General features: G+C 64.6%; 10 protein-coding genes. 6 read left to right on the top strand and 4 right to left on the bottom strand.

Features of this window, described 5'->3' with window-relative positions:
- Nucleotides 1-105 precede the first annotated feature (105 nt).
- A complete protein-coding gene (locus CEY08_RS06060) occupies nucleotides 106-1071 on the bottom strand; it encodes a Bug family tripartite tricarboxylate transporter substrate binding protein (RefSeq protein ID WP_042795801.1) in 966 nt (321 codons plus the stop codon).
- A gap of 210 nt (nucleotides 1072-1281) precedes the next feature.
- Here CEY08_RS06060 and CEY08_RS06065 point away from each other — a divergent pair, with 210 nt between their 5' ends.
- The 4 genes from CEY08_RS06065 to CEY08_RS06080 all read left to right on the top strand — a co-directional run bounded on the left by CEY08_RS06065 (nucleotide 1282) and on the right by CEY08_RS06080 (nucleotide 5529).
- The gene (locus CEY08_RS06065) at nucleotides 1282-2475 is read left to right on the top strand and encodes an acetylornithine transaminase (protein ID WP_063962565.1); all 1194 of its coding nucleotides are present in this window, start codon (nucleotides 1282-1284) and stop codon (nucleotides 2473-2475) included.
- A 260-nt stretch (nucleotides 2476-2735) separates the two neighbouring features.
- Nucleotides 2736-3086: a helix-turn-helix domain-containing protein gene (locus tag CEY08_RS06070; protein WP_076816910.1), complete on the top strand. Its 351-nt coding sequence runs from the start codon at nucleotides 2736-2738 to the stop codon at nucleotides 3084-3086.
- A gap of 243 nt (nucleotides 3087-3329) precedes the next feature.
- Nucleotides 3330-4316: a Bug family tripartite tricarboxylate transporter substrate binding protein gene (locus tag CEY08_RS06075; RefSeq protein WP_063639162.1), complete on the top strand. Its 987-nt coding sequence runs from the start codon at nucleotides 3330-3332 to the stop codon at nucleotides 4314-4316.
- A 22-nt stretch (nucleotides 4317-4338) separates the two neighbouring features.
- A complete protein-coding gene (locus CEY08_RS06080) occupies nucleotides 4339-5529 on the top strand; it encodes a M24 family metallopeptidase (protein ID WP_076816912.1) in 1191 nt (396 codons plus the stop codon).
- On the opposite strand, the gene CEY08_RS06085 is transcribed toward CEY08_RS06080, so the two are convergent.
- The gene (locus CEY08_RS06085; protein WP_076816914.1) at nucleotides 5522-6487 is read right to left on the bottom strand and encodes a LysR substrate-binding domain-containing protein; all 966 of its coding nucleotides are present in this window, start codon (nucleotides 6485-6487) and stop codon (nucleotides 5522-5524) included. The two genes, CEY08_RS06080 and CEY08_RS06085, sit on opposite strands and share 8 nt — an antisense overlap.
- A gap of 91 nt (nucleotides 6488-6578) precedes the next feature.
- On the opposite strand from CEY08_RS06085, the gene CEY08_RS06090 reads away from it, so the two are divergent.
- Nucleotides 6579-7100 carry a GAF domain-containing protein gene (locus CEY08_RS06090; protein WP_232033775.1) on the top strand — a complete coding sequence of 174 codons (522 nt, stop codon included), beginning with the start codon at nucleotides 6579-6581 and terminating at the stop codon, nucleotides 7098-7100.
- A gap of 12 nt (nucleotides 7101-7112) precedes the next feature.
- Nucleotides 7113-8081 (top strand): Bug family tripartite tricarboxylate transporter substrate binding protein, encoded by a 969-nt coding sequence (locus tag CEY08_RS06095; RefSeq protein ID WP_076816919.1) that lies wholly within the window; start codon nucleotides 7113-7115, stop codon nucleotides 8079-8081.
- Nucleotides 8082-8104: 23 nt separating this feature from the next.
- Here the strand turns inward: CEY08_RS06095 and CEY08_RS06100 are convergent, their stop codons facing one another.
- Nucleotides 8105-9475, bottom strand: coding sequence for a Fic family protein (locus CEY08_RS06100; protein WP_076816921.1), 1371 nt, complete (start codon nucleotides 9473-9475; stop codon nucleotides 8105-8107).
- Between the two features lie 155 nt (nucleotides 9476-9630).
- The gene (locus tag CEY08_RS06105; protein WP_076816923.1) at nucleotides 9631-11994 is read right to left on the bottom strand and encodes a TonB-dependent siderophore receptor; all 2364 of its coding nucleotides are present in this window, start codon (nucleotides 11992-11994) and stop codon (nucleotides 9631-9633) included.
- Nucleotides 11995-12071: the final 77 nt, after the last annotated feature.

Raw genomic sequence — 12071 nt, forward strand, 5'->3', positions numbered from 1 at the left:
GGGTCGCTTAAGGTTACGGCGCGCGGTTACGTCACGCCGCGCCCGGCAACCCGCGCCTGCGCCCGCTGGCGGTTTGCGGCGGGCGTGGCGCTTGGCGCGTCTATATCAGTCGACCTGGGCGCCCGACTGCTTCACCGCTTCGCCCCACTTCTTCACTTCGCCCGCAATGAAAGTGCCGGTCGCTTCGGGCGTCTGCGGCATCGGTTCGGCACCGCGGTCGCGGAAGAACTTCTGCATGTCCGGCGAATTAAGCACCTGGCCGATCTGCTTGCTCAGGTAGCCAGTCACCTCGGCCGGCGTATCGCGCGGTGCCAACACCGCTGCCCAGCCGATGGCCTCGAAACCCGGATAACCCGATTCCGCCACGGTCGGCACGTCCGGCAGCTGCGGCAGGCGCTTGGCCGTCGTGACCGCCAGCGCCACCGCCTTCTTGTTCTGCACATGCGGCAGGCCCGCGGTCACCGAATCCACCATCAACGGCACCTGATGCCCCAGGAAATCCGCCTGGGCCGGGCCGCTGCCCTTGTACGGGATATGGCGGATGTCGATATTCGCGGCTGCCTTGAACATCTCGGCCGACAAATGCTGCGTGCCGCCGATGCCTGCGCTGGCGTAGGCCAGCTCGCCCGGATTGGCACGCGCCTGCGTCACCAGTTGCTTGAGCGACGTAATGCCCGAAGCCGGCGTTGCCAAAAACATCAGCGGCACCGAGAACACCCCGGACACCGGCGCAAAGTCCTTGGTCAGGCTGTAGTTGATGGTCTTGTACAGCGTCTGGTTGACGGCCGCCGCGCTGCCCGCGATCACCAGGGTGTAGCCGTCCGGCGTTGCGCGCGCCGCTTGTTCCATGCCGATGTTGCTGCCCGCGCCCGCGCGGTTCTCCACCACAATCGGCTGCTTCACGGCCGCGCCCAGCTTTTCGGCCAGTGCGCGCGCAAAGATATCGGTGGCCTGTCCGGGCGGGAACGGCACGATCAGGCGGATGGGGCGCTCGGGGTAATCGGCATGCGCGGTGGCGGTAGCCGCCGCCAGCGCCAGGCCGGCGGCAAGACTGGAAAGAATACGTTTCATGATTGGTCAGTAAAAAGCGACAAAGGGCTGCGCGCGGGGGCGCGCCTGTTGCATAAAATAGAGCGCCCGCGCTGGCGGCCCTTTTGAGGCGGCCCGGGGCGGATCGGCAGGGGGTGCGTCACGATAGCATCCCCCCGTCGGTGCTAAATTCGCCTATTGGCATCGTCCAATCACTTTTAACCCCTGTTCTCTCATTCCGCAGGAACCGCCATGGAATTCAGCCAGTTCAACACCAACGCCCTCATGGAGATCACCTCCCGCCCGGACCTCGTGTTCGTGCGAGGCCAGGGATCCTGGCTGGAGGATCACGCGGGCAAGCGATACCTGGATTTCGTCCAGGGCTGGGCCGTCAACACCCTGGGCCACTGCGCCCCGGAAATGCAGAAGGCCCTGCTGGAACAGTCCAAGCTGCTGATGAACCCCTCGCCGGCGTTCTACAACCTGCCTTCCATCGAGCTGGCCGAGCGCCTCACCGGCGCTTCGGTGTTTGACCGCGTGTTCTTCGCCAACAGCGGCGGCGAAGCCAACGAAGGCGCCATCAAGCTGGCGCGAAAATGGGGCCAGGTCAACAAGAAGGGCGCCTACAAGATCATCACCATGAACCACGGCTTCCATGGCCGCACGCTGGCAACCATGTCCGCGTCGGGCAAGCCGGGCTGGGACAAGATGTTCGCCCCGCAGGTCGAAGGCTTCCCCAAGGCCGAAATCAACGACCTGGAATCCGTGCGCAAGCTGATCGACGACCAGACCGTCGCCATCATGCTCGAACCCGTTCAGGGCGAAGCGGGCGTCATCCCCGCCAGCAAGGAATTCATGCAAGGCCTGCGCAAGCTGGCTGACGAGCACAAGCTGCTCTTCATCGTCGACGAAGTGCAGACCGGCATGGGCCGCACGGGCACCATGTTCGCCTACCAGCAATCCGACGTGGTGCCGGACATCATGACGCTGGCCAAGGGTATCGGCGGCGGCGTGCCGCTGGCTGCTCTCCTGGCGCGCCAGGAAGTCTGCGTGTTCTCGCACGGCGACCAGGGCGGCACGTACAACGGCAACCCGCTGATGGCCGCCGTCGGCGTCGCCGTGTTCGACGCGCTGGCCGCGCCGGGCTTCATGGAATCCGTCAACGCCCGCGCCAAGCAACTGTCCGAAGGCCTGCTGGCCTTGTCGGCCAAGTACGGCATGAAGGGCGAGCGCGGCATGGGCCTGCTGCGCGCGCTGGTCATGGACCGCGACGACGGCCCCGCCATCGTCGAGGCTGCGCGCAACCTGTCGCCCAACGGCCTGCTGCTGAACGCGCCGCGCGGCAACCTGCTGCGCTTCATGCCGGCCTTGAATGTGACGGCTGAGGAAATCGACACGATGCTGACGCAGCTGGATGGCTTGATTGCGCAGGTGCGTAAGGCTTGATTGAAGCGATTCGTTAAGCAGTGACGAAGGGGGCCGCGTAATGCGGCCCTTATCTATTGGGACTGTCAGCCAGTCGTCTGATATCGATGCTGTTTCGTGCGTAGACGTCGAACGTCTCGACACAATGACTGGCGGGAAAAACAGATGCTGGTTTGGCACGAGTGCTGTGCCACTCGGCGGTTCTTTCCTGTGCAGGATTTGAACGCCAGGGAAAAGAAGGCGCTCAAGGATATGCTGGAAGCAGAACGAGAGGCTAGACGATGAAAAAACGGAATCTTTATGCGGAGATTGCCGAGGGCTTTGACGCACTGTCCAGCGCGCGCAAGGGCAAGCGGACACTGCGCACGCACAAAGTGGAAGTCAAGCCGGCTCCCGAAGTAACCGCCGAAGAGCTGCTCGCGCTACGTGAACGGCTGCATCTGTCACGCCAAGTGTTTGCACACTACCTGCGCACCAATCCTCGCACTGTGGAAAATTGGGAGCAGGGCCGTGCCAAGCCCAATGCCCAGGCCGCACTGCTGATTCGTCTGGTGGCGAAATTTCCCGACACAGTGGAGCGGCTGGCGGAAGTCTATCTTCTACCAACCGTCTCAACCAAGCCCAAACCCTAGGCGGCCCAACAAGCCGAGGCCCGCCGGGCCTCTCTGCCTTAACCAAAGTGTCCGGGAAATCGGGGTTAGTCCAGTCCGACACCATTATTACGACGAACCGTCGCTATCCCGTCATGTCAAAACACTTATAGAAACCTCAGGTTTATTCATTGGGCGTACATGCCCGATCTCCCCATAATCGTCCCGCTGGCTTCAAACGCCAGCCGTCCATTCGCGACGCATTTGATGATTCATGGGGATGACATGTTGAGGACATTACTGGGACGCAGCGGCGTCGCAGCAGGAATCGCGTGCCTGCTTTTCGCAGGCGTCAGCGCAGGCGCCGCGGCCGGGTATCCGGACAAGCCCATCAAGCTGGTCGTGCCGCAGGCCGCCGGCGGCGGCACGGATGTGATCGGCCGCTTGTGGGCGGACTACCTTGCACGGCAGCTCAAGACGCCGGTGGTCGTTGAGAACCGGCCGGGTGCCAACGGCATCCTGGCATCCAGCTACGTCGCCAAACAGCCGGCCGACGGATACACGGTGCTGGTCAGCGGGGTGTCGTACCTGGCCTTCAATCCGCATATGTACAAGAACATGCCGTATGAGCCGGCGCGGGATTTCGACGGTGTCAGCCTCTTGGTGAATACGCCCTTCTTGCTGGTCGCCGGTACGCAGACGGGGATCCGGTCGTTGGACGCACTGGTCGCTCGCGCCAAGGCCGAGCCCGATTCGCTGAATTTCGCGTCGGCGGGCAAGGGCAACTCCACGCATCTGGTCGTTGAGATGCTGGCACAGAAGACGGGCATGAAACTCACGCATGTTCCGTACAACGGCGCGGCTGCCGGGCTGACCAGCGTGATGGCCAACCAGACCCAAGTGATGGCCGACGTGCTGAACACGGGCGCCGTGCAGGCCAACGCGGGCAAGGTGGTGCCCTTGGCCGTGGTGGGCAACAAGCGCGCGGCAAGCGTGCCGGACGTGCCCACGCTGGCCGAACTTGGCTTCAAGGACTTTCCGATGCCGGGCTGGTATGCGCTGGTGGCGCCCAAGGGCACGCCGCCGCAGGCCATTGCGCGCCTCAACGCCGAGACACGGCGCTTCTTCGACGATCCCGCGGTCAAGGCGCGTTTGCAGGAGCTTCAGCTTGAGCCCCTGCCCTCGTCGCCCGAGACCGTAGCCGAATGGACCGCGCGCGATAGCGCCACCTGGGGCCCGCTGATTCGCCAGCTGGGCTTGAGCAACGACTGAACACCACGACAAAGGACACACCATGCCCAAACTCACCCAGGCTGTCTGGCAGTACCGGTTCGACAAGATGACGTCCATGATGGACGAGCTGGCCGTCGATGCCGTCATCTTCACGTCGGCGGACTTTTTCCAGTTCGCCACCAATTTCCACACCGATGTGTTGCCCTGGGAACGGCCGATCTTTGCCGTCGTGCCCCGCAACGGCACGCCCTTTCTGGTGATGAACGAACTGTCGACGCATCACATGCAGTTTTCGCAGGAACAGGGCAAGGTCTGGATCACTGACATCAGCTACTACGCCGAACATCCACGCGTGCAGAACCGGCTGCCATTGATTACGCAGTTGCCCGAGGTGCTGGCGGCCAGGTTGAAGGCGGCGGGCCTGGCGCGGTCGCGCATCGCTGTCGAAGGCGGCAGCCCGGTGCTGGCGCAGTTGGCGCGCTTCCTGCCCGACCTCGTCTTGCGCAACGCCACACCCGAGTGCCGCGCCTTGCGTTGGCAGAAGCATGACGAAGAGCTTGCCGTGATGGCGGCCGCCGCGTCCATCTCCGATTGGATTCAGGACCGCTACCGCGAAAACATCCGGCCCGGCCGGCTGGTGCAGGAACTGGACTTCGCCATGGCGTCGCTGTTCGTGCAGGAGGCCGCCGAGCGCTTTCCGGGCGAGCACTTCGAGGTGATCCGCTGCTGGACCCTGAGCGGCCCCGCGTCGGCCTCGCCGCATGGCGATGGCGCGTCATGCGGCGCGCGGATCCGGGAAGGCGACGTATTGGTGAACATCGTCATTCCGCGCTTGAACGGCCTGACGATCGAGAACGAGCGCACCTGGTTTTGCGGCACGCCCTCGGCCGAGCAGGTGCGGCTGTGGTCCGCGGCCAAGGCGGCCAACGAGGCCGCCATCGCCGCCGCCTGCACGGGCAACCCCGTCTGCGCGATCGACGCGGCTGCGCAGGCCGAGATCGAGAAGGCCGGGTACGCGGACTTCATTCGCCATCGCACCGGACATGCCGTGGGCATCATTCACCACGAGTACCCGGAAGACATGGCCTTTAACCAACGCCCTTTGCTGGAGAACGAGGTGTATTCGGCCGAGCCGGGCATCTACGCCTACGGCATCGGCGGCTTCCGCCTGGACGACACGGTCGTGGTCGGAAGCACGCCATGTGTGCTGACCCACACGCCCAAGACGCTGGAGTACGCGACCGTCAAGTAGCCGCGTCGCTGGCGGCGCTGCCCTGGGAGGTGCGCTGCGCCTCCTGGCGCAGCGTTTCACGCAAGGCCGGCAGCACGATGCTGGGCGAGTCGGCCGGCCACAACATGCCGATGGGCCCGAACTCCAGGCGGGACGGCGCGGGCACGATGCTGATGAGCTGAAGCCGTTCGTACATGTGCGCGACGGAGCTTGCCAAGGTGGCGATGTAGTCGCGGTCCTGCAGCATCGACAACAGCGCAACCAGCGAACTGGTCTCGACGGAAGGCTTCGGGGGCGGCATACCCGCATCCGCCACGGCCTGATCCAGCCGTGCGCGCGACAGCGTGCCCAGCGGCGGCAAGATCCACGGATAACGCTGGGCGTCCTCCCAGGAGGGCGTATCCAGCTCCGCCAGCGGATGCCCGCGCCTGGCCACCACGCTGAAGGTGTCGGTCATCAGCCATTCGGTGCACAGGCCGGAACGGCTGGCGCGCACGTCCAACGGCCCGATGATGAGGTCGATCTCGCGGCGTTCCACGCGCTCAATCAGGGGTTCGAGCAAGCCCTCGACCAGTTCGATCTGCACGTTCGGCGAACGCTGGTGCAGCGCGGCGATGGCGCGCGGCAACAAGACCGGTGCCGCGGAAAGAATGGTGCCGATATGCAGATGGCCGGCCACCCCTCCCTTGACCGCTTCGATCTCCTCGCCGGTGCGCGCGGTGTCTCCCAGCACGCGGCACGCATAGCGCCAGAGCGCGCGCCCGGCTTCCGTCAGTTCAAGCGACCGGCCGCGCAGGAACAGCGGTGTGCCGACCAGGTCTTCCATGTCGCTCAGCCAATGCGACAGCGCGGGCTGCGTCATGTGCATGGCTTTGGCGGCGCCGGTGACGCTGCGCGCGGTTTCCAGGGCGGCCAGCACCTGCAAGTGCCGAAGCTTGAGCCGGCGGGTCCAGGGCGGGTCGATCGAGGTGGCGTCCATGCGGAAATGGTAATGGATCTCTCAGGTTTATTCATTAGCCTCGTATGGCCGTTGGCAGCCAAAATGCCTTTCCCGATAGACGAGGCAAGCGGTGACGAACGCAACAGAAAACATGGCGCAGACGCGGGCGTTGAGCGACATGGCGCAGGCCCTGGCCGCCGCGCCCCAACCCGAATGCGGACTGCAGGCGCTGGCCCGCGCGCTGGCCGCGCGGATCGGCTATCGGCTGTTTACGGTGTTGGTGCTGGATCGAGAGGCGGAGCAGAGCCTGCGGTATTTCTCAAGCCAACCCGAGGCCTACCCGCCAGGCGGCGCCAAGCCCATCCGCGAAAACAGCGAGTTCTACGCCACTGTCGTGCTTGAGGGAAAGGCGCGGATCTGCATCGACCGCGCGGAATGCGTGCGCGCATTTCCAGACCATGAGCTCATCCATTCACTCGGCTGCGAGAGCGCCGTGAACGTGCCGGTCCGATGGGACGGCCAGACCATTGCATCGCTGAACCTGCTGCACGAGGCCGGCTGGTATCGCCAGGACATGCTGCCGGAACTGAGCGGATACGCCGCGATGGCCATTCCCATCATTCAAAAGATCATTCATACCAGCCGCCCGTAGGGAGAGAAAACGATGACACGCCTTTGCTCCGCTATCACCGCATTGCTGCTGTCGGTGGGACTGACGCCGGCTCATGCCGCGGACGCCTACCCCGCCAAACCGATCACGATCATCTATCCCTACGCGCCGGGGTCCGCGTCCGACACGATGACCCGCCTGCTGGCAGAAGCGATGTCCAAGCGCCTGGGGCAGCCCGTGATCGTTGACGGCAAACCCGGCGCGGGCGGCTCGATCGCCACCGAGCACGTCGTGCGCGCCGCACCCGATGGCTATACGCTGCTGCTCAGCGCAAGCGGCACCATCGCCGTCAATCCGCATATCTACAAACTGCGCTACAACCCCGTCGAGGACTTGGCGCAGATTTCGATCGCCGTGGAAGTCCCGTTCGTGTTTGTCGTGGGCAAGAATTTCCCGGCGCAGGATTACGCGGCATTCAAGGCGTTAAGCAGCACGAAGCCCGGCGGGCTCTCGTCGGCGAACGCCGGGCTCGGCACCCAGGCGCACCTGACGCAAGCGGCTTTTGCCAAGCTGGCTGGGGTGAACCTGAGCATCCTGGGCTACAAGGGAGCCGCGCCCGCCGTCAACGACATCCTGGGCGGGCACGTAGATTCCATGATGGACAACGCCGCCTCGCAAATCCCGTACGTCACATCGGGCAAGACGACTGCGTTGTTCGTCACCAGCGATTATCGGTTCGACGGTTATCCCCGGGTGCCCACTGCGAAGGAACTGGGCATCACGGGGCTGGTTCCGACCGGGTGGTTTGGTCTGGCGGCGCCCAAGGATACGCCGCCCGCGGTCGTTGAAAAGATACAGGGGGCGGTGGCCGCGAGCCTTAAGGATGCCGAGATGCAGCGCAAGCTCAAGGAACTGGGCTGGGTGATCGTGGGGAATACGTCGCAGCAGGCCACTGAACGGGCTCGCACGGACTATGCCCTGCTGGGGCAAGTGGCCCGTGATATCGATCTGAAGCCCAACTGACCGGTCTGCGGGAAGCGCCCGTCCTACTGCGGCCGCCCCGCCTCGATCCATTCCTGCACTTGGTCCATCGCCAATCGATACCGCGCGCAGTTGTACAGATCCAGCACCCGCAACTCCTCCGCCAACATCGGGCGAAACACGCGCGCATCGTCTTCAGACAAGGCCAGGGCCGCCAGCGCAGCATCGGCGGTCTGCCGCGCACGCACTACCCGGCCGATCGCTTCGTTCAGCTTTTCGCGGAATCGCAGCCGCACGGGATCCGGCACGCCCGCCGCGTCGAGTTGAATGGCGTACTTCCGGATCGAGCGCCGATAGACCCAGATGAACAGGTCCGCTGCCAGCGCCACGTCGCAGCGTTCGTAGATGCCCATCATGGCGTAGGCATAATCCTGCGCGTCCACGTCCAGGAAGGACAGCGGTGCGCAGTTGTAGAGCATCAGTGGGATATTGGCGGACAGGCGACTGGTACGCTTGTTGCCGTCTTCGAAAGGTTGTAAGTAGGCAAGGTTCACCCAAAGAAAGAACGCCGCTTCCACGGGGTTCTTGATCAGCCGCGCCTTTTCAACGATGCGGTCGAACATTTCCCGCAGCAGCAAGGGCGCCTGGATGGGCAGGTAGGTCGTGTCGCGGATGTTGACTACGGTCTGGCGGATGCTGCCCAGGCTTTCGGCGTCGGCCAACAAGTTCTGCATCAGGATCGCGTGCAGGTTGCCGACGATGGCGGACGCCAGGCCATACACGGGCACCGCGTCGACCATGAACTCGATGGCGGCCTTGTGGTTGAGTAGCATCACGGCGTCCAGATCATTGTCCGCCGTGCCGCGCTGGAAGAGTTCTTGCGTGGCCAGCAGCGAATACCGGTTGCCTTCCAGCCGCGAAGACGACCAGGACAGGTCGAGCAGCAACGGCTCCAGCACGCGGCGCGCGTAGGTGCCGGCAGGCTGCTGGCCCTGCATGCGGCCCTCGTCGGCCAGGCTCTGGGCCAAGGCGGGAGGCAGCAGGGAACTGTGGTTCGGCACGTATTCATCCACGAAGCTGCGCTGGTAGCCGACCGGCGCGCGTGACGCCAACGGTTGCCGGAGGTGGGCCAGCAGCGCTTGCCCGGGTTCGGACCAGATCATTCCGCCGGCGTCTGGTGCCGGCTCAGCCAGCCGTGTGACGATGCTGGCTGTCGGGAGCGCCCCGGCGGACGTTGGGTCCGCGATCCGGTAGCGTGTAGCTCGGCCGCGCCCAACGCGTTGCACCATGCCGGTTTTGAGCAAGACGTCCAGTTGGCGCTTCACCGTGGACCAGCTTGCGTCGATTCCGTTGGCCAGTTCGCTGGAACTGAGCCACGGACGCGCGTCCCGCTGTCGGGTGCGGAGCATCTGGAGTATGTCTTCGGGGACGGTCATGATGTGCCCAAGCCAGGTCGAATCAGCTCAATTTAGCAGCAATCAGCTCATGAAATTAGCCATCTATGGGCTTTAGTGAGCTGAAATGGTCTGATTGTGAGCTGATTTCGACCCAATCATCCGGCACCCTGGGATGTCGGCGTCGCCCCCAGTTCCTAGAACGCGTACTTCGCCGTCAACAAAAACGACCGCGGCGCGCCGAAGTGGTTGTTGTCCTGCGTGCTGCCTATGGCCTGGTAGTAATACTTGTCGAACAGGTTGTACACATTCAACCGCAGATCCAGATTCGGCGACGCCCGATACGCCACCACCGCATCCCACACGCTGTAGCCGGGCTGGCGCACGTTGTAGGCGGGCAAGCTGATCGCGCTCTGCACGCGCACCGCCCCGCCCACGCGCCACGCATTCAGCGCGCCCGGCAAGGTGTACATGGTCGAGAGCTTTAACAGATGGCGCGGGGTTTGCGTGTCGTAGGCCGCGCCCGCCCGCAGGCTGCCCGAATCCTCCAGGTACTTGGACTGGTTGTACGTATAGCCGGCCGACACCTGCCAGCCCGGCGTGATCGCGCCCGCCACTTCGAACTCCACCCCCCGGCTTTGCACCTTGCCCGACGGCGCATAGCATTCGATCACCCCCGGGCCGCACGCGGACGTGGCCAGTGCAACCGGACGGTTGCGTTGGCGGATCTGGAACACCGCCGCGCTGGCGTTGAGCCGGCCGTCGTAATACTCGCCTTTGATGCCTGCTTCCAGATTGGTGCCGATGACCGGATCCAGCGGGGCGCCGCTGGCTGATTGGTAGTTTTGCGGCTGGAACACGCTGGTCCAGCTGGTGTAGACGGAATGGTGGCGGTCCAGGTCGTAGATCAGGCCCGCGTAGGGTGTCAGTTCGTGGTTGACCTTGTAGGCCGCGGGCGGGTTGACGTAGTCGCCGGACTTCAGCGTCATGTCGTATTCATACCAGTCCAGCCGCGCGCCCAGCATCAGCGTCAGCGGATCGGCAAGGCTCAGGCGGGTGGTAGCGTAGCCGCTCATCTGGCGCTGGTATCCCTTGCGCGACCAGGGGTAGACGAACGCGGGCTTCTCCACGGCGCTGGAGTCCCAGTGTTCCGGGTCGACCGTCATGTTGTAGTCCAAGGGCCAGCCGCCGGGGCCGTCGTCGTCCTCGTTCTTCAGGAAGCTGCCGCCCAGCACCAGTTCATGCGTGCGCCCCAGCAGCGTGAAGGGGCCGCTCAGGTAGCCATCCACGCTGTATTGGGTCTTGTCATAGGCATACTGGCCCAGGCCCTGCCCGAAGAACGTCGAGTCTTCCAGGGGGTACAGATAGCTGCCCAGCATGTTCATCTTGGCGCGCAACGTGCGGGCGGTCAGCTTGCCGGACCAGCCGTTCTCGAAACGGTGATCGAGCTCGGCGAAGAAGCTGGTGTTTTCCTTGTTCCAATAGGCCCAGTCCGGCGACAAGCGGATCGAGCGATTGAAGTCGTAGAAGCTGCCGTCCCGGCGCGTGGGCAGCCCATTCCAATCCGCGCCCGGATTGTCTTCGCGGTTGTAATAGCCGCCGATGCTGAGCGTGGTGTTGGCCGTGAGATCGGCCTCGATGGTGCCGTAGAAAAGCTGGCGCTGGTGCTCGTAGGCCTTCTTGAAGGTATTCGAATCCTGATAGGCCACCACGCCCCGGGCGCGCAAGGTGCCGGCCTCGTTCAGCGGGCCCGAGCCGTCCACTTCGCCCCGGTAATTGTCCCAACTGCCGGCGCTGGCCGTCACCGAGAACTGCGGCACCGCCGTGGCGCGCTTGCGCACCAGGTTGATCGTGCCCGAGGGATTGCCGGCCCCCGTCATCATCCCGGCCGCGCCGCGCAGCACCTCGATGTGGTCGTACATGGCCAGCGTCGCCACGCCCTGCGTGTCGTAGTCGTAGCCCAGCGGCACCCCGTCAGCCAGGAATGAACTGATCTCGAAACCGCGAGAGAAGAACTGCGTGCGCTCCCCGCCGCCGATCTGGCGCGTGGTCAGCCCGGTCGCGTCGCGCGCCACATCGTCCAGCGACTGAAACCCCCGGTCTTCGATCTGCTGGCGCGTCACCACGCTGACCGACTGCGGCGTCTCGCGCGGAGACAGCGCGAACTTGGTGGCCGTGGACATGACCGGCGTGGTGTAGGAATGGGTGCCCTCCGTCACGCCCAGCGTGGCCGCCTCGACCGTCACCGGCGAGAGCGTCGTCGTGCTGGCGGGCGCCACCGTCAGGCTGCCGTCCGGCGTGCGCCGCAACTCCAGCCCGCTGCCGGTCAGCGCGCGAGCGGTGGCTTCGTCGACGGTCAACCGGCCGGAGATGGCCGGCGCGGATTTGCCCGCCACCAGTTCGGCGCGAAACGAGATCACCGCGCCCGCGATGCGCGCGATCTGGGTCAGCGCCACATCCAGCCGGCCCGCGGGCAAATCGTATTGGCGCAGCGCCTGGGCATGGGCGGTGCAGGCGGCGGCTGCGATGACGCAGGCGGCCGGAAACCTCAGGGAAAGCATGGAACACTCCGTGGATGCGTGAGCACGCGTTCCCTGTATGTGCATCGGCGCTGGCAAAAAAACACCTGGCGCAGAAA

The organism is Achromobacter insolitus, from assembly GCF_002209555.1.
In the GTDB taxonomy this organism is placed as follows: Bacteria; Pseudomonadota; Gammaproteobacteria; order Burkholderiales; family Burkholderiaceae_B; genus Achromobacter; species Achromobacter insolitus.

Coding starts and splice junctions, on each gene's coding strand:
- CEY08_RS06085 (WP_076816914.1), bottom strand. CDS start 6,487: ATGGACGCCACCTCGATCGACCCGCCCTGGACCCGCCGGCTCAAGCTT.
- CEY08_RS06065 (WP_063962565.1), top strand. CDS start 1,282: ATGGAATTCAGCCAGTTCAACACCAACGCCCTCATGGAGATCACCTCC.
- CEY08_RS06100 (WP_076816921.1), bottom strand. CDS start 9,475: ATGACCGTCCCCGAAGACATACTCCAGATGCTCCGCACCCGACAGCGG.
- CEY08_RS06075 (WP_063639162.1), top strand. CDS start 3,330: ATGTTGAGGACATTACTGGGACGCAGCGGCGTCGCAGCAGGAATCGCG.
- CEY08_RS06105 (WP_076816923.1), bottom strand. CDS start 11,994: ATGCTTTCCCTGAGGTTTCCGGCCGCCTGCGTCATCGCAGCCGCCGCC.
- CEY08_RS06095 (WP_076816919.1), top strand. CDS start 7,113: ATGACACGCCTTTGCTCCGCTATCACCGCATTGCTGCTGTCGGTGGGA.
- CEY08_RS06070 (WP_076816910.1), top strand. CDS start 2,736: ATGAAAAAACGGAATCTTTATGCGGAGATTGCCGAGGGCTTTGACGCA.
- CEY08_RS06060 (WP_042795801.1), bottom strand. CDS start 1,071: ATGAAACGTATTCTTTCCAGTCTTGCCGCCGGCCTGGCGCTGGCGGCG.
- CEY08_RS06080 (WP_076816912.1), top strand. CDS start 4,339: ATGCCCAAACTCACCCAGGCTGTCTGGCAGTACCGGTTCGACAAGATG.